Genomic DNA, 17860 nt, shown 5'->3' on the forward strand with positions numbered 1-17860 from the left:
TTTTTCCTCTTGAACTCTTCAGAAAACGAATCGACTTTCGACGCTATGGAAAACGCAACGCATCTCGGTCTCCTCATACCCGCCGTCTGAACAGACGTCTTGAAACCCGTCCGCATTTGCGATCGGGACAACGGTATGAAGGCCAAGTCGATGCAGCGCTCCTACCCCTCCACCTTCTCGACGTTCGCAACGGTTTCCGTGAATTTCGGCATGCGCGTTCGTCTGGCTGCCGCATCGCGCACTCCTCGCGGGATAGCCGACTGATCCGCAGCCCTGCGGTCAGTCTTGCTTGATGCTTCGGACCCCCGTCCGGAGCCCGCGAGAGGAACGACCAATGCTCGACAACCAAGGCGGAATCCATCTGCCCCTCCCTTCCCGCGCACAGCGGGACATTCCGGCCGCCTCGTCGGCGCACTGCACCGCCCAGGCAGTTCTCGGTAACGGTTATGGGACCCGCAAGAATGCCGAAAGCTGGCTCGAACTCTGCAACCTGTATCTCCTCAATGCGAAGCAGGACGTCGCAGAGCTGCGGGAACAGGAAGAGTTTCACTTCGGCTGGGACCTTAAGGATCTCGATCTTCACGTTTTCGATGTCGTTGCCACTCTGACGAGCGGTCTTCGCATCGCGTATACCGTCAAGCCGGAGGTGCGCCTGAACAGCCGCCCCGGAAGCCGCGACAAGAACGGCGAGCGTTACGACGATCGCACCTTCATGGAAAAGATGGGCAACGTCACCTGGTGGGCGACGGTTCACACGCAACTTTACCATGATGTGCGCCTGGTCACGGAAGGCGACATCAATCAAATCGACCTGCGCAACGCCCAGATGTTCGCAGCCGTGCGTGAACAGGACGGCGAGGCCGACGCGATCGCGTTCGCCGTCGCCAAGGCCATCCCTGCCGAGGGCGGCCGGTCCCTTCGTGACCTGACGATCGAAACTGGACTTCAGGCGCGCGGCTACCGTGCACTGATCCGTCTCATGCGGTCGGGGATGCTGCGCGCTGTCCAGCGCGAGATCATTCGCCCGACGACGATCGTCCACCTGCCGCGCCGCTGACCCGGCGGTCAGCCCCCCCCAAAAAAATTCGAGCTCAGGTTTCGGCACCAGCTGCCGAAACCATCTTCGAGCCCCCAATCCCGGGCCTTCGGGCCCCGCCAAAGATGGAGCTTCCAATGGCAAACACGAACATCGCCGTCCACCCCACCTTCAGCATCGACATGCATCACCTCTACAAGATCGGGGGAGATGAGTGGCGTTTCGCCTACGAAACCAACGGGACCGTCACCTTCTCGGCGATCGCTGATGCCCACAGGAAACTCACCTATGATGTGGGGACGCTGAACCGGCTGAATGGTGCCGGCCTGATCGAGGTTTATCCCTTCGGCCTGATGCCGGAGCATCTGCGCCCCAGTCTGTCTCTCACCTATGACGACATCTTCCTTACCGGCCTGTCCCGTGGGGCAAAGAAAAGGCTCGATGCGCGGCATGCGATGGTTAGGGCATATCTCGACCTGAAAGATGAGAATGCCTTCAAGGTGAATGATGACGAAATCAAAGCCGCGATGTCGGACATCAGGACCGCAGCGGAGGCATATCTAATCGAAGAAATGCCCGATCCCGAACAGGATGCAAAACTCGCGGCCTATGAGGCTGGCGAAGGGGTGAAACCGCGGTCGAAGCTCAGGGTGGAGCGGCCTGATGCAGTTTCCGCCCGGACGCTGCGCAAGTGGGTCGCGGCCTACAAGAAAGGTGGAAAGAAGGCCCTCCTGGACTGTGAAGACAATCGGGGAAACACCAACAGCCGCTTCACGGTTGCCGAAATGGCGTTGATGGCGAAGACCATCACCCACGAATTCCTCAACCTTCAACGCAAGCCCGTCAGTGTCGTCTTCGTGGACGTCAAGCTCGCCTTTGAGAAGGAAAACAAGCTTCGGGCGGAGCGCGGTGAAGCCGAACTGCGCATCCCCGGTAGGGAAGCAGTCCGCCAGTTTACCAGAAAAATGGACAAATTCCGTGTCATGGTTGCCCGCTACGGCCAGCAGGAAGCCATGAAGCGCATGCGTCCGGTCAAGGATGGCATGGAGGCAGACCGCCCGCTTCAGATCGTCAGCATGGATGAAATGAAGATCGACCTCCTTACCATGCTGGTGAAGAGCGGCCTCCTTTCCATGATCGCCGGCGACGACGACACCAAACAGCTCGAACAACTCATCAGCACCATGCGTTGGTGGCTGGCGATGGCTATCGACTACAGGACCCGCTGCATCCTCGGCATGGTTCTCACCCCGAACCCCAAGACCAGCAGCGCCATCAAGTGCCTGCAAATGGTTGTCAGCGACAAGGGGCAATTCGTTGATCAAATCGGTGCCCTGACCCCGTGGTCGATGTTCGGAACTCCGGAGACCCTGTTCGTCGACAATGGCAGCGCCTTCAAGTCGACAGTGTTCACCAACGCCTGTGTCGATCTCGGCATCACCAAGGTGCAGACGATCGCAGGTCAGCCGGGCATGCGCGGCAAAATGGAAAGCTGTTTCAATACGATGCAGCAAACGCTGTTTCCCCGACTTTCCGGCCGGACGTTCGGCGATGTCGTGACGCGCGCCAATCACCCTGCCGAGGCGCGCGCATGCCTTTCGCTCGAAGATCTGGCCTATGCGCTGGTCCGCTGGATCGTCGACATCTATCACAACACCCCGCATGAGGGTCTCGGTGGCCGTACTCCCCTGCAGCAGTGGGAAGCCGATCTCGCCGATGGCAACTACCCCCTGTTGGCGGCCCCCAGCCTTCGGCGCAAGCGGCTCGCGTTCGGTATCCCTGTGACTCGCAAGGTTCAAAAGGACGGCATCAGGGTGATGGGCATCCGGTACACTTCGGCCCAACTCGCCGCATGGTACCTGAAGAAAGGCGTCGCGGACGTGGATGTCCGGTGGTTCGATGGCAACATCGGTTCCATCGAAGTCCATCTGGATGGTGCGTGGTTCGAGGTTCCCGCCGTTTCCGATATTTTCAGGAATGTCGACGCGACGACCTGGGCAGAAGTTCGGCGTGCTCTGCGCGCTCGGGACAAAGACCGCCAAGAGTGGGATGAAGCGGTCGTTCTCCAAGCGATTTCCGATATCGAGGCCCTGAACGCAGAACGGAAGCTCGCATACAGCGTCATCGATCATGGCTGGGATGAAAAGCGTTTCGCCGCGGTCGAGCGCGAAGCAATGACCAGCTTCGAGATGGTCGAACCCCGCGCGACGCTCGCAGAGACCTCGGATGGCTATGGTCGGTCGATCATGCCGGTCATGCCGCTGCGGGTGACGCCCGCCGAGGAGGCGGTGCGTGCCGCCAATGCCGCCGCGCCGTCCCAAGCAACGTGGGCGTTCAAAAAATGAGCGCCGCAATGAAATCCAATCACGGAGAAAACCAAATGTCCCCCTGCCCGAACACCATCAAATCGACAGTCGACGCCCTCCGGAGCCAATACGTGGTGACCGAGCGCGACCAGATTCTGGAGCGCCTGCTGAATCGCCTGTTCCTGGCCGACGAAGACGGTCAGCCTACCCACATGCCGGTTCTCTTCACGGCAGGGACCGAGACCCAGGCGATTTCGTTCGTCGACGGGTCGGGCAGCGGGAAGTCCACCACCACCTTCGAGGTCATGCGCAATTTCAAGCCTTTGGCCCACAATCCTGAAACCGGCATGCCGCGCTGGCTTCATGTCAAGGTGGAAAGCCCCGCAACCCTTCGGAGTCTCGGCGCCCTGATCCTGAAGAAGCTGGGCGTCGACAAGATCAGTGATCGGGCGAAAGTCTATGAGGTCTGGGACATGGTTCGCCACCGCATCGCCCTCATGGGAATCCAACTCCTGTGGCTGGACGAGGCGCACGACCTCTTCGGGCAGACTGCCTCCGTCGAAACCAACAACATGTTCAAGATGCTCAAAGGGCTGATGCAGGGTGATCATCCTATCGTCCTGCTGCTCAGTGGCACGCAGAGGTTGTCCCAGATCACCAGCCTCGACCCTCAAATCAATCGCCGGTTCCACAAGATCATGCCCAAGCCGTTGGCCTTCGGCGTCGACAATGACAACCTCCGTGGCATCATTGCTGGTTACGCCGAGATCGCAAAACTTCCCGTCGACCTCGATGGCGACGTGATCAACCGCCTGATCCACGCTGGCCGCCACCGGTTCGGCCGCTGCATCGAGATCATCATCGCTGCGATCGAATGCGCATTGCATGAGGGTGCGACCAGTCTCCGGCTGCAACATTTCGCAACCGCATGGGCCGAGAAGGAGAGCTGCGACATCCGCCAAAACGTCTTCACGGCCGCAAACTGGGCAGCAATCGAGCTCGAAGATAAGGACGCCGAAATTTCGGCTGAAATGGCGGCGTTGGCCGCCAAGCGCAACAAGAAGCGGGCCTGAACATGCCGATGCTCCCGATCCTTCCGGTCATTCCCGGAGAAAGCCTGACTTCCTATTTCAATAGGATGGCCCACTTCCATGGCCGCACTGGCGTCTACCAATTCCTGGACATCATCGAGCTGTCCCGCGGCGCGGTGATGACGCCGAAAGAACCCGACTTCGCCAGAATCCGTTCGTTGACCGGCCTGTCCGACGTGACGTTGTCGCGCATGACATTCCGCCCCCTCGGTGGGCGTATGCGCTCGATCGCGGGAGAGGCTGTTCATGCCGAATTCGCTTACCTCGACAAGACGAGCTACTGCCCGGCTTGCCTGCTGGAGGATGGGAAATTGGACAGCGCGTCTGCAGGCATCCGCGTGGGCCGGATCGAATGGCAGATCGAGAGCATCCGCACCTGCGGTCGCCATGGCATCTGTCTGACCCGGCGGAAAAACACGGATTATGGCGAGCGCTTTCAGTTGATGTCTGCCGTAGCGCCCGATGACCAAACGCTGAAAACCATGGTTGCGGAAGCTGAGCGGATTACGCCGTCCGGTCTGCAAAACTACATTCTCGCGCGTCTTTCCGGCGAAATCGGTCCGGCATGGCTGGATGGACAGCCTATCGATCTGGCGGCCCGGGCCTGTGAAATGCTGGGGGTCATTCTGGCGGTTGGGTCGCATATCGACCTGCGGGCCGTGACTGAAGAGCAATGGCGCGAGGCTGGCGACGTTGGGTTCAGTTTCGCAGCCAAGGGCGAAGATGGTGTTCGCGAGGGGCTTCAGCTGGCACTTTCTCGCTTCAACGCCAGCGGGTCCAACGGCGGACCACAGATGGCATTCGGCCGCCTCTACCAGTGGCTCCAGTTCAATTCGAACGACAAACCGTTTGGCCCCATTAGGGAAGTCGTTCGAGAGTTCATCCTCGATAATTTTCCGATCCAACCTGGTATCGACCTGCTCGGCACCCCCGTTGACCGCCGGCGGGTACACTCTGTTCAAAGCCTCGCCAAGGCCGCCGGTGATCATCCAAAAACGATCAACCGGGCTGTCATTCTGGCAGGGCTGGCAAGCGGTGACCCAGACCAATCGAATCCTGGAATGGTTTTCGACGCTGCTGATGGCGAAGATCTGATGTCCCGCATTCGCAACTCGATCCCGGCGCGCGATCTCCAAGAATACCTGAACTGCAATCGGGTTCAGGCCGAACAACTGGTCCGGACCGGTACAATCCCTCGTCTCATGCCCAATTCGCTCAAGGCGAGCGGCGTTCTCAAGAATGTTGCGCTGGCGGACGCGGATGCGTTCCTCAACCGCCTGATGGGAGCCGCGACAAAGGTGCAGGCACCCTCTGAGGGTATGCTGAGTATCGTTGATGCCGCCGAAGCATCTCGCTGGCCGGTCATCGACATCATCAACGGCATTCTATCGGGCATGTTCGCCAAGGTGGAGTTCGTCGACCCTGCACTGAAGTTCAAAGCCGTCCTAGTCGATCCTCGAGAGGTTCGCGAAATTCTGACGCGGGCCAAATCCGAGGGTGGGGTTGGTTTCGATGAAGCCGCGCGCATCCTCGACATGCCGATCCATGGGCTGAATGCACTTTCCAGAATGCGTCGGGCGGATGGCGCGGCCTATGTCGAAGAGCGTTCGGTCGCGAATGCAAAAGGCATCGGTGTCCGAATCTTCGCATTGGACGACCTGCACGCATTCCTGAAAGAGCATATTTCCCTGAAGGAGTATGCGGAAGCGCGAGGTGTGGCGCCCAAGTGGATGAAAGTCCGGCTGGATGCCAAGGAGATTGTGCCGATCAGCCCAAAGTATGAACTGGGCCGGGTGTGGTATCGCCGGGCCGATCTCAAAATGTGAGTTGCCCACAGGCAACCTCAGACCAAAGGCCGCCTACGGGCGGCCTTTTTGTTTGCCGTCAGAATTATTTTTGGAAGTTAATCGCATGGCCGAGTGGAAGTTCTCCCCGCCCAGGATTATTCTGGATTTAACGAAATCAATGGGTTATGATTTCTCAGTGGGCCTGAATTGCATGGTTTTTCACATGAAAAAGGGCCCGTCATGGTGACGGGCCCTTTTGTGTTCCGGTGCCGGGATCAGAGAACGGGGCGGGTAAACAGGATCCATTCCGACGCATCGACCTGCCAGTCGCCCTTGACCACCGGGCGGCGGGCCACTTCGGCAAAGCCCTTGGCGCGATAAAGCCGCAGCGCATCGTGATGGGTATCGGCGGCGATGAGGCTGATGGTCTTGTGCCCGCCCTGCCGCGCAATGCCTTCGGCCTTGGCCAAAAGCGCCGATCCGCAGCCCTTGCCGCGCGCCGCCTCATAGGTGGCCAGCACGTTCAGATACCAGGATCCGGGCGCCATGGCCTCCAGCTCCAGCAAGGGAATGAAGATCGGGGGCGTGTCGGGGTCGATGGGGGCGGGTTCAGGGTCGGCGGCATAGCCCAGCAGGCAGGCCGCGACATTGCCCTCCACCTCGGCCAGCCAGGCATTGCGGAAGGAAAAATTCCCCGTCTCGCGCGCCGCACGTTCGCGGCCAAGCGCCCAAGGGTCACCCTCGGGGCCGACGGTCTTCCGCCAGAAATGCAGCGGCAGGTCATCTGCCGCCATGTTGATGAACCGCACCAGATGTTCGGCGTCTGCGGCCTGGGCTTCCCGGATCTGCATCTTTGTCCTCGCAGCAAGTCTGGCGGCATTATGCACATCCCTTCGGGGGCCGCGACGGCCAATCGCGCCCCGCCCCGGCCCCGGCGCGACATCTGCCCCCCGGCCTGTTGCAGCCCCTTGCCAGCGAGGCGGCCGCCCCCTACCAAACACGGCAGGCCAAACGCGATTTCCTGAAAGGACCGACATGAGCGAGATGGTTTTCCGCCTGCCCGCACCCGGACCCGACCCGATGCTGACCGATCTGGACGGCTGGACCAAGGTCGAGGGCAACCCCACGATGAAGACCTGGGTCCAGCACAAGACCATCGACGGCAGCGTCATCAGCGGCACGTGGGAAGCCACGACCGGCACCTGGCATGCCGTGTCGCAATTCTACGAATTCGTCCATCTGATCGAAGGCCAGATCACCCTGACACCCGAAGGCGGCGAACCGGTGACTATGGTGGCAGGCGATGCCTTTGCCGTCGAAGCAGGCTTCCGCGGCACCTGGAAGATCGAAAAGCCGGTCCGCAAGCATTTCTGCATCAAGCTGGCCTGAACGGCACCGGGGCGGCACCGCCGCCCCGACCCTAGCCTTGATCGCCCGCGATATGATCGCGCGCGACCGACATCGCCTTCAACACCGCATGAACCCGGTCCCCCACGGCAAGGCCCAGATCGGCCGCGGCCCGCCGGGTGATGCGGGCGAGGATTTCATCCGCCCCCACCGCCAGATGCACCATGACCCCCGGCCCCTCACCGGGGCGCAGCGCGGTAATGGTGCAGGGCAGGATGTTTTGCGCCGAAAGGCCGATGGGCCGGTCGCGCGACAGGATCACGTCATGCGCCATGATCCGCACGCGCAGCCGCGCGCCCCTTTCGGCACGAATGCCGGGCAGGAAGATCGGGCCGGTTGCCGTGTCCAGCCGGGTCAGGCCGTCCTCTTCCTCGGCCACGACCACTGCTGGCAAAAGTGCCGCCACCTCGCGCAGGCCCAGCAGGCGCAGGGCATCGGGATCAGCCATGACGGCGGCGGTCGCCCCCTGCCGCAGCACGCGGCCACGGTCGATCACCACCATGCGGTCGGCCAGAAGCTGCGCCTCGTTCAGGTCATGCGTGACCAGCACCACCGGCATGTCGAGATGCGCGCGCAGGGCCAGAACCTCAGCCTGCAGATGGTCGCGGGTGGCACGGTCGACGGCCGAAAACGGCTCATCCAGCAACAGAACCTGCGGTTTGCGCGCCAGGGCGCGGGCCAGCGCCACGCGCTGCTGCTGCCCGCCCGACAGAGCCGCGGGTTTGCGCCCCTCAAGCCCGGCAAGGTTCACCAAGCGCAAAAGCCGCGCGGCTTCGGCCAGATCCGGGCGGGGCATCGCGGCCATGATATTCTGCTGCGCGGTCATATGGGGAAAAAGCGCATAGGATTGGAACACCACGCCCAGGTGCCTGCGATGCGCGGGCAGCGTCTGGCCCGTGGCACTGTCCTGCCAGACCTCACCGGCCACGGTGATCTGCGCCGCCTGCGGTTGCCACAGCCCCGCGATGCTGCGCAGGACCGTGGTCTTGCCCGATCCCGACGGGCCGACCAGCGCCAGAACCTCACCCGCGGCGACGGTAAAGGACAGGTCCAGCGGAATGGGCGTCTCGGCCCGCAGGGTAACGGACAGCGTCATGCCAGTCTGCGCCCCACGCGCGACGACAGCCAGAAGGTCAGCGCGATGGCCCCGAAGGAAATCGCCACCAGCGCGGCCGCCATCGTCCCCGCCGCGGCCATGTCAAAGGCCTGCACCCGGTCATAAATCGCAATGGCAATGGTGCGGGTTTCGCCGGGGATCGACCCGCCCACCATCAGCACGATCCCGAATTCGCCCAGCGTATGGGCAAAGGTCAGCACCATCGCCGTCATCACGCCGGGCCAAGCCAGCGGCAGCTCCACCTGCCAAAGCGCCCGCCACGGCGACATGCCGCAGGTCGTCGCGGCCTCGCGCAGTTCGCGCGGGATCGCCTCGAACCCGCGTTGGGCAGGCTGGATGGCAAAGGGCAGGTTGAAGATGACCGAGGCCAGCACCAGCCCTTGAAAGCTGAAGACCAGCTGCTCGTCAAACACCTGGGTCCAGAATGCGCCAAGCCAGGAATTGCGGCCAAAGGCCAAGAGCAGGTAAAAGCCAAAGACCGTCGGCGGCAGCACCAGCGGCAGCATGAGCAGCGCCTCGATCAGGCCGCGCCCGCGAAAGCGCCCATAGGCCAGCCACCGCCCCCCCAGCACCGAAACCGGCAGCAGGATTGCCACCGTCCAGGCCGCGAGTTGCAGCGAAAGCCAGAGCGCGTCCCAATCCACCATCTATTCCTTTGGCAAAGCAAAGCCGTAGCGTTCCAGAATCGCACGTGCTGAGGGCGCGGCGACATACCGGTAAAAGGCCTCGGCCACCGGACCCGCCTCTTTCAGCAGGACCATACGCTGCAACAGGGGATCATGCCAATCCGCCGGAATCAGGTCATGCTGGCCTTGCCCCGCCAGATTGGGCGAAAGCGCCAGCGAATAGGCCACAATTCCCCCGTCGGCGTTGCCGGACAGGGCGAATTGGGCGGCTTGGCTGACATTTTCCCCCAGCACCAGATGGGGCTGGATCTGATCCCACAGCCCGGCATGGCGCAGCGCCTCTTCGGCGCGTTTGCCATAGGGGGCATGTTCGGGATTGGCGATGGCAAAACGGGTGATCCGCCCGGCCGCCAAAGCGGCGCGCAGCCCGTCAAGCGTTCCGTCGGCGGCAAGTTCCGCGCCCGTCGGCACCAGCATCACCAGGCGCCCCTCGCCATAAAGCATGCCGGCATCACGGGTCAGCCCTTCGGCCGCCAGATCGCGCACATAGGATTCATCGGCCGCCATGAACATCTGGAACGGCGCCCCTTCGCGGATCTGGCGGGCAAAATTCCCGGTCGATCCATAGACAGGCTTCACCGCTTGCCCCGTCTCGGCCTCAAACCGTTGGGCAATTTCATCCAAAGCGAACTGCAGGTCAGAGGCGGCGGCGATGATTGGCGGCGCATCGGCGCGGGCTGCAGGCGAAATAATCAGCGTCAGCAGGGCGACCAGTGCAAGCATAAGCTGGCGGTTGAACATCTGGCAGAACCCCTTGATATGTTTCATGGAACATATCATTCCCGCAGGCCAATCAAGTCAACCCTCCGCCGCAAGAGGCTTGCGCCGCCAGGCATGCAACTGCCCCATATGCGCTGCACCCAGGTTTCGGGCGGCCGCCTCGACCGCACGGTATTCGGCCAGAACGGCTCGGCCCCGCTCTGTCAAAACCGCCCCGCCCTTGCCCGGCCCCCCACGCGTGGATGCCACCAACGGCAGGTCGAACATGGCGTTCAGCGTCTCGATCAGGCTCCAGGCGCGCTTGTAGCTCATGCCCATGTCACGCGCGGCGGCGGCAATCGACCCGGTTTCGTCAATACGTTCCAGAAGCTCGGCCTTGCCGGGGCCGATCATGTCATCGCCGCCAAAATGAATCCGCACACGAAGGGTTGGTGAAATATCTGATCTGGTCATTGTCCTAACGAAGTTTGCGGCACGCCCCAGACCGCGAAAAGCCCGCAGCTCAGCCCGCGGCGTCCTTGGGTAAAAGTTGTTCCAAACACTGTTTCAATTGCTGGGTATCCAGCGGTTTCTGCATAATGGCACTGGCCCCCGCCGCACGGAAGCGATCCAGGTCATGCCCAACCACCGCGGCGGAAATGCCGATGATGGGGCGGGTATACCCGCGTTCCCGCAAGGTGCGGATCAATTCATCCCCGTCGATTTCCGGCATGAACAGATCGGTGATCAGAAGATCGGGCTGCATTTGCAGTGCCAGATCCAGCGCCTCGCGCCCGTTGGCGGCGTGGGTCACGGGGCCCACGTGCTTTTCCAGACGCGCGCGCATCACATCGGCCACCAGCGCATTGTCTTCGGCCAGAAGCACGCGCAGACGCCGCTGAAGAGCCGGGGCCGCGGCCGAGGCAGCCGGTGCCCCCGAAGCCTGCGCCTCGGGTTCGGGCAGATGGACGGAATAGCCCGTGCCGCCGGAAGTCGGCCGATAAAAGGAAACACGGCCGCCCAAAAGCTCGATCGCGCTGCGCACGATGAACAGGCCCAGACCGCTGCCATCTGCCTGTTTGCGGGCGTCATTGCCGCCGCGCTCGAAAGGCTGGAACAGGCGTTCCACATCCTCATCCGGGATGCCGATCCCGTCATCTTCGACACGCCAATGGCTTTGCGGGATGTCACCGGTCACGTGGGCGGGATCCACATCGTAACGGATCGTCACCCGCGTCCCGTTGCTGTGGTTGATCGCATTGCGGACCAGATTGGTCAGCACCTGCTTGACGCGGCGCATGTCCCCCATGCGGTGCCGTTCGGCCCCCGGACCCAGCACGATATCGACCGCGATCCCGCGTTCGGAGGCCGCAAGCTGCATGCCGTTGCGGATGCTTTCGGCCACTTCCGCCGGGACATAGGGTTCCAGCCGGATGGGCAGGTTCTTTTCGGGGTTCACCGCCTGCCGCATGTCGTCCATCACCGCCAGAAGCTGATCGGCCGCGTCGCGCAACTGGCGCTGCGCCCGGGCGCGGTCAGACACATCGGTCAGGTCATCGATCAGCATGGAGATGATCGAGGCTGGTGTGCGCAATTCATGGGACACGATCGAGAACAGCTGCCGCTGACGTTCCTGCTGGGCGTTCAGGGTGTTCAGCGCCTCGGTCAGCTGCTTCTTGCGGCGATGTTCGGCAGAAATGTCGAGCAAAAGCCCATAGGCGATGTCATCCCCCGAAGGCGCACGTTCATACCAGATATAGAGCTGCACGATCCGGGACAGCCCGTCATCCCCCCTCGCACGCAGCTTGAAAGTATGGCCCGTGCCTTCGCCATGCTTGCTGGCCATGCCCCCGACCAGAGGTTCGTGGTGCATGGGATCGAAAGCCTCGATCACGGCATCCAGCTCACCTTCCGGGGCGCAGCCAGTCAGCCGCGCGGCGGCATCGTCGACCAGATAGCGCCGCATCGTCAGGTTGATGGCGAACAACCCCACCCCGGCGGCATTGCGGACCCGGTCAAGCTTGCGGATGCTGCTGTGCATATGCGCGGCCTTCTGTTCGCCATACATGCGCAGCGTGAAGATCATGACCAGCACATATAGGCCGATGACCGAATAGGTCCGCAGGATCACCTCATGGATGTCGCCCTCGACGGTGTCATGCAGGAACTGGCCGGTGAGGCCCGCATAGAGCGTGATCCCCATGATGCAGGCAAAGATGCTGATCGACGGCGGCAGCAGAACCGCAATCAGCAAGCCCATCAGGACGACGTCGATCATGGGGTAGATCTGGAACCCGTGCGACTGGGCAAGCCCCAAAAGCGGAAAGAACATCGCAAGCAGCAGCGCAAGCCGCAAATCCTTCTGGCGGGGCATGTTGATCGTCGCCAGCAGAAAGGCCGTGATCACCACCCCGCCGCGCATGATGCGCAACAGGCTGAACTGCAGATAGGTGGCCGTGAAGCCAAGGTCGCTGGCCACCTGAGGATCAAGCTGCGCCGCAAAGCGCAGCATGACCCACAGCTGTAGCAGGCAGACCAGCACGAAGGTGACGGCCGCAGCCATCGTGAAGGAAATATCAACAGCGAAGGGACGAAAGCGCAGGAAAAGCCAACGGAAGATCAGCCGGTAAACGACCCCGAGGCCCAGCGAAAAGGCAAGCCCGATCAACAAGAGCGCCACGAAATGCCAGGCCCGCAGTGACGGAATGGCGATCCATGGCACGCTGGCCCCGAACGGTTGGACAAAGACATAGGCAAAGGCCGCGCCGTAAACCCCAAGCGGGATCCAAAGTTGCCGCAGCGGATACATCAGCAGGCCCAGCACCAGCGCATAGGTGGCAACATGGGGTGTCAGGCTCAGCGCCGGGCGGCTTGCGCCCTCCATGCCTTCGCCCGCCGACATGACGACGGTCCAGAAAATGACCATGGCCAGAAACAGCGCACCGTAATGGTAGGGTTGGGCATGCACTGCCTCGCGGATCGACATGAGCCGCGATTTCTCGAAATCACGAAAGACAAAGGCCTCGCCCGTGGCGCGCGCCACAGCCCGATCATGATCCAACTGATGCATCATCGTCACTACCGACCGCCTCTGTTCTGTCCGCCGTGATCCCCCTTTATCGGACGCCGGATCATTGGTGGCTGAAACCCCGCCCTTTGGCAAGAAGCGAAGGATCAACCAGCTGCACCGGGCAGGAATCGTGCCATATGACAGAGGATCTGGCGCAAGCAGTCGGGAAAACCAGATCCGGATCAGCCCCACGAAAGCTGGTGACAGATCGCCTCGACGATCAGGGCGCCGGAAATGCCTCGGGATCGGGGTGGCCAAGGCTGCGGGCGCCCTGCGCCGGCGTGGCAACTCTGGCCCGCCGCATGGGCGAGGTGCGCGGCCAGCGCCCTATCAGCATTTTGTCGGCAGTGGCGGGCCGTCGTTGATCCGGTCCGCATCCGCCGGGCTGCGGTCACGCCGTGGCCGGACCGGATACCGGGCACAGAGGTTGCCCGGTATCTTTGGTATCGACCTGCGCGATCAGTAGCGCTTGGCCATCTTTTCCAGCGGGATCGGACGGATCTTGTCAGCGTTGCCAGCCGTGCCGAAGGCTTCGAACCGGGCTTTGCAGACCTCGGTCATCATGCCCATCGCGGCCTTCAGGTATTTGCGCGGGTCAAATTCCGCCGGTTCATCGGCAAAGGATTTGCGGATCGCGGCGGTGGCGGCCAGACGGTTGTCGGTGTCGATATTCACCTTGCGGACGCCCGATTTGATGCCGCGCTGGATTTCCTCGACCGGCACGCCCCAGGTCGGCTTGATGTCGCCGCCGTAGTTGTTGATGATCTGCTGCAGATCCTCCGGCACCGAGGAGGAGCCGTGCATCACGAGGTGGGTGTTCGGCAGGCGGCGGTGGATTTCCTCGATCACGTGCATGGCAAGGATCGCACCATCGGGCTTGCGGGTGAACTTGTAGGCGCCGTGGCTGGTGCCCATGGCAATGGCCAGCGCGTCCACGCCGGTTTCCTGCACGAATTTCTCGGCTTCGGCCGGGTCGGTCAGCAGCTGGTCATGGCTCAGCTTTTCAGTCGCGCCATGGCCGTCTTCCTGATCGCCCATCCCGGTTTCCAGGCTGCCCAGCACGCCCAGCTCGCCTTCGACCGACACGCCGCAGGCATGGGCCATGTCCACCACGGCGCGGGTGATATCGCGGTTATAGACGTAATCCGCCGGGGTCTTGCCATCGGCCTTGAGGCTGCCATCCATCATCACGCTGGTAAAGCCGTTCTGGATGGCGGTGGCGCAGGTGGCCAAGTTGTTGCCGTGGTCAAGGTGCATACAGACCGGGATTTCCGGGTAGGTTTCGGTCAGACCATCGATCAGACGGGCCAGAACGCGATCCCCGGCATAGGCACGCGCGCCGCGGCTGGCCTGGATGATCACCGGCGAATTGGTCGCCTGTGCGGCGGCCATGATGGCCAGCCCCTGTTCCATGTTGGAAATGTTGAAAGCGGGCACGCCATAGCCGTTTTCAGCGGCATGGTCGAGAAGTTGGCGAAGTGTGATCCGGGCCATGGATACGTCCTTGAGTTCAAGCGAGGTTTGCGGTGGTCAGATAGCGGCCGACGGTGTCGACCTCTTCTGCGGCACCAAAGAAAAGCGGGGTATTTTCGTGCAGCGCCCCGGGCTGGCGGTCGAGGATCGGCTCTGCACCGTCCGTGGCATGTCCTCCTGCCTGCTCGATCAGGAAGGCAATCGGCACCGCTTCGTAGACCAGACGAAGGCGGCCGCGTTCGTATCCGCGCCGGATATCGGCGGGATACATGAACATGCCCCCTTGCAGCAGGATGCGGTGTAGCTCTCCCACCGCGGCTGCAAGCCAGCGCATGTTGAAATCCTTGCCCCGCGGGCCGTCCTTGCCCGCCCGCAGATCGCGGGCATAGGCCTGAAGCCCCACGGGCCAGTGACGTTCGTTCGAGGCGTTATAGGCAATCGATTTGGTGTCGGGCTTCAGGCGCACCTGATCGCGCGCGATGCGGAAACCGCCCAGTTCGCGGTCATAGGTCGCGATGGTCACGCCCGCGCCCAGGGAAAAGCCGTAGTCGCAGCTATGCCCGAAAGAGGCATAGCCCGCCGCCACCGTCGCGCGCCCCGGCCGCAGGAACCCAGCCTCTGCCGCGGGCAGAACCGAAAACAGCATCCCCAGCGGGGCGCCGATGCCGATGCTGCCCGATCCGTCGATCGGGTCGATGGCCACGTCAAAGGCGCCCTCGGGATTCAGGTCGATGACGGCCTCGGCCTCTTCCGACAGAACCTTGCGGACACCGGCGGCGCGCAGCGCGGCCAGCATGTGATCGTGCGCCGCCACATCCAGCGCCTTCTGCTTGTCGCCGCTGTCATTCACGCCGACCACGGCCTCGGGGTCGCCATGCAGGCGACCCGCGGCCAGACGATCCGCCAAAGGCGGCAGCGCATGGGCCAGCGCCAGCACGATGGCAGCAGCGCCACCCTTGTCGGACAGGTAGGCATCAAGCGGCTCGCCCTGGGGGGGGCCGTCGTTGGGCAGGCGGAGCATGGTGGGCCTCATGCGGATGTGAAGGGGCGCAAACGGGCTGCGCCCCGCAGATGTGGTCTCTCTCGGTCAGTGCATCAGCACTTGTTGTATTTCGCGTCAACCTCATTGATCGCATCGACATTGCTGGCCGAGCGGCCATTGGGGTCGAAGGTCTCGCGCAGGAAGGCGTCGGCAATGGCCTTGGCCAGTTCGCTGCCGATCACGCGGGCGCCCATGGTGATGATCTGGGCATTGTTCGACAGCGCCGCGCGTTCGGCCGAATAGGTGTCATGGGTCAGCGCGGCGCGGATGCCTGGCACCTTGTTCGCCGCGATGCAGACCCCGATCCCGGTGCCGCAGACCAGAATGGCGCGGTCATAGGTACCCGCCAGCACGCCCGAGGCGACACGGTCAGACAGGTTCGCGTAGAACGCGTCCGGCCCGGCTTCGGTGCGGCTGATCTCCGACACCTCATGCTTGTCCTTCAGATAATCGGCCAGAACCTTGGCCAGACCCTCGCCCGCGCTGTCGCCTGCAATTGCCAGTTTCATGGATGTCTCCTTCACAGCTTGGCGGCGCATTTGGCCAGAATGTCGAGGTATCCCGCGACATTCCAGGCCGAACGGCCAATGAACAGCCCGTCGATATGCGGGCAGGTGATCAGTTCCTCGCAGTTGCCCGGATTGACCGAACCACCGTAAAGACAGGGGATGCGGCGGCCCAGAACGTCCTGCGCCACAGCGATGATTTCAGCCTGACGGGCATCGGCGTAATCCGAGGTCGCGGGAATCCCGTTCACCCCGATGGCCCAGACGGGTTCATAGGCCAGAAGGATCGTCGCGCCCTTCTGTTCGGCCGAAAGTTTCGACAGCGCGCCGCGCACCTGCGCCTCAAGCACCTCTTGCGCGCGCCCGGCCTCGCGTTCGGCCAGCGTCTCGCCGATGCAGATCAGCGGGGTCAGGCCGTGGCGCACCGCAGCCTCGGTCTTCAGACCGACGGTTTCATCGGTTTCCCCAAAGAATTCGCGGCGCTCCGAATGGCCCAGCTCGACCAGATCGAGGTTGCAGTCGCGCAGCATCACGGGCGACACCTCACCCGTCCAGGCACCTTCATCGGCCCAATGCATGTTCTGCGCGCCGACCTTGACGCTGGTATCGGCCAGCATGGCCTTGACCTCGCGCACGGCGGTGAAGGGGGGCACGATGAAACGCTGGATGCGCGGGTCGCGCGCGGCTTCAGAGGCGATCAGACCTTCGGCAAAGGCGCGTGCCTCGGCCAGGGTCTTGTTCATCTTCCAGCTGGTGCCGATCCAGACATGCGGGTCGCTCATGCGTCAGTCCTTTGCAATGGTCAGGATGATGCCCGCCCGGTCCATCGCCGCGCGTTCCTCGGGGGCGGGGGCATCATCGGTGATGATGGTGTCGAAATCGGTCAGGTCCGACAGCACATGCAGCGCCGTCCGCCCGAACCGGGCATGGTTGATCAGCAGGCAGGACCGCGTCGCCGCCGCCATCATCGCCCGCTTGGTATGCACAATGGCATCTTCCATATGGAAAGCCTGCAGCCCCGACACCGCCGGGGCCGAGATGAAGGCCAGATCGGCCCGCAGCCGCCCCAGCGCATGTTCCGTCACCACCCCGAAAAAGGCGTTGAACTTGGCGTTGAAGACCCCCCCCAGCGCAATCAGCGTGATGCCGGGTTCGTCCTTCAGATCGTCGATCACCGCCGCGTTGTTGGTGATCACCGTCAGCGGCCGCTTGTCCACAAGGGCCGAGCCGAGCAGCGCCGCCATCGACCCGTCATTGATCATCACGGTCATGCCGGGTTCAACCAACTCCAGCGCGGCGCGGGCCATGCGGGCCTTGGCCTCGCCGTCCTGACGGGCGCGGATGCGGAAATCGCTTTCGAACTGGGTGCCGGCCTCGATCGTGGCGCCACCACGCACCTTGCGCAGCACGCCTTCGGCCTCAAGATCATCCAGATCGCGGTGAATTGTCATTTTCGAGACAGCAAAGCGTTCGGCCAGATCGTCCAGCTCGACCGCGCGCTTTTCCACCAGCAGATCCATGATCGCCTGACGGCGCTCTTCCCGCTTCATTGCTCTCTCCTAGACCGGGCCAACGGTCTTCGAGCCTGCTTTTAACATCTTCCCGAAATGAAACAACAACATTTTTGTGACTTTGTTATT

The 17860-nt window shown here is 62.5% G+C and carries 16 protein-coding genes; 5 read left to right on the forward strand and 11 right to left on the reverse strand.

From position 1 onward, the window contains the following. Positions 1-334 precede the first annotated feature (334 nt). The 4 genes from IE101_RS05270 to IE101_RS05285 all read left to right on the forward strand — a co-directional run bounded on the left by IE101_RS05270 (position 335) and on the right by IE101_RS05285 (position 6259). Complete coding sequence (locus IE101_RS05270) at positions 335-1057, forward strand: hypothetical protein (RefSeq protein ID WP_189632776.1); 723 nt, start codon at positions 335-337, stop codon at positions 1055-1057. A 116-nt stretch (positions 1058-1173) separates the two neighbouring features. Next, positions 1174-3381, forward strand: coding sequence for a TnsB C-terminal domain-containing protein (locus tag IE101_RS05275; protein ID WP_189632777.1), 2208 nt, complete (start codon positions 1174-1176; stop codon positions 3379-3381). A 95-nt stretch (positions 3382-3476) separates the two neighbouring features. Continuing rightward, entirely contained in the window at positions 3477-4415 is a 939-nt protein-coding gene (locus IE101_RS05280; RefSeq protein ID WP_189632778.1) for an ATP-binding protein, read from the forward strand. Between the two features lie 8 nt (positions 4416-4423). After that, positions 4424-6259 (forward strand): TniQ family protein, encoded by a 1836-nt coding sequence (locus IE101_RS05285; protein WP_189632779.1) that lies wholly within the window; start codon positions 4424-4426, stop codon positions 6257-6259. A gap of 236 nt (positions 6260-6495) precedes the next feature. Here the strand turns inward: IE101_RS05285 and IE101_RS05290 are convergent, their stop codons facing one another. After that, positions 6496-7071, reverse strand: a complete 576-nt coding sequence (locus IE101_RS05290) for a GNAT family N-acetyltransferase (RefSeq protein ID WP_189632780.1) — start codon at positions 7069-7071, stop codon at positions 6496-6498. A 184-nt stretch (positions 7072-7255) separates the two neighbouring features. Between IE101_RS05290 and IE101_RS05295 the strand changes: the two genes are divergently transcribed. Beyond that, positions 7256-7609 carry a cupin domain-containing protein gene (locus IE101_RS05295; protein ID WP_189632781.1) on the forward strand — a complete coding sequence of 118 codons (354 nt, stop codon included), beginning with the start codon at positions 7256-7258 and terminating at the stop codon, positions 7607-7609. A 31-nt stretch (positions 7610-7640) separates the two neighbouring features. Here IE101_RS05295 and modC read toward each other — a convergent pair whose 3' ends face one another. The 10 genes from modC to IE101_RS05345 form a co-directional block, all read right to left on the reverse strand. Further along, positions 7641-8723 carry a molybdenum ABC transporter ATP-binding protein gene (gene modC / locus IE101_RS05300; RefSeq protein ID WP_189632782.1) on the reverse strand — a complete coding sequence of 361 codons (1083 nt, stop codon included), beginning with the start codon at positions 8721-8723 and terminating at the stop codon, positions 7641-7643. Next, positions 8720-9391 carry a molybdate ABC transporter permease subunit gene (modB, locus tag IE101_RS05305; RefSeq protein WP_229804025.1) on the reverse strand — a complete coding sequence of 224 codons (672 nt, stop codon included), beginning with the start codon at positions 9389-9391 and terminating at the stop codon, positions 8720-8722. The genes modC and modB overlap by 4 nt, the downstream gene beginning before the upstream one ends. Further along, positions 9392-10198, reverse strand: coding sequence for a molybdate ABC transporter substrate-binding protein (gene modA, locus IE101_RS05310; RefSeq protein ID WP_229804026.1), 807 nt, complete (start codon positions 10196-10198; stop codon positions 9392-9394). It lies immediately after the preceding gene. Positions 10199-10228: 30 nt separating this feature from the next. Next, on the reverse strand, positions 10229-10603 hold the full coding sequence (locus IE101_RS05315; RefSeq protein ID WP_189632783.1) for a winged helix-turn-helix domain-containing protein: 375 nt from the start codon (positions 10601-10603) through the stop codon (positions 10229-10231). Between the two features lie 49 nt (positions 10604-10652). Continuing rightward, positions 10653-13202: a hybrid sensor histidine kinase/response regulator gene (locus tag IE101_RS05320; protein WP_189632784.1), complete on the reverse strand. Its 2550-nt coding sequence runs from the start codon at positions 13200-13202 to the stop codon at positions 10653-10655. A 456-nt stretch (positions 13203-13658) separates the two neighbouring features. After that, complete coding sequence (gene fba, locus IE101_RS05325; RefSeq protein WP_189632785.1) at positions 13659-14693, reverse strand: class II fructose-bisphosphate aldolase; 1035 nt, start codon at positions 14691-14693, stop codon at positions 13659-13661. Between the two features lie 16 nt (positions 14694-14709). Then, a complete protein-coding gene (locus IE101_RS05330; RefSeq protein ID WP_189632786.1) occupies positions 14710-15693 on the reverse strand; it encodes a class 1 fructose-bisphosphatase in 984 nt (327 codons plus the stop codon). Positions 15694-15767: 74 nt separating this feature from the next. Next, positions 15768-16223: a D-erythrulose-4-phosphate isomerase gene (gene derI, locus IE101_RS05335; protein WP_189632787.1), complete on the reverse strand. Its 456-nt coding sequence runs from the start codon at positions 16221-16223 to the stop codon at positions 15768-15770. Positions 16224-16234: 11 nt separating this feature from the next. Continuing rightward, positions 16235-17002: a triose-phosphate isomerase gene (locus IE101_RS05340; protein ID WP_189632788.1), complete on the reverse strand. Its 768-nt coding sequence runs from the start codon at positions 17000-17002 to the stop codon at positions 16235-16237. A gap of 3 nt (positions 17003-17005) precedes the next feature. Beyond that, positions 17006-17770, reverse strand: coding sequence for a DeoR/GlpR family DNA-binding transcription regulator (locus IE101_RS05345; RefSeq protein WP_189632789.1), 765 nt, complete (start codon positions 17768-17770; stop codon positions 17006-17008). Between the last annotated feature and the right edge of the window lie 90 nt (positions 17771-17860).

It is taken from the genome of Gemmobacter lanyuensis (genome assembly GCF_014652355.1).
In the GTDB taxonomy this organism is placed as follows: Bacteria; Pseudomonadota; Alphaproteobacteria; order Rhodobacterales; family Rhodobacteraceae; genus Gemmobacter; species Gemmobacter lanyuensis.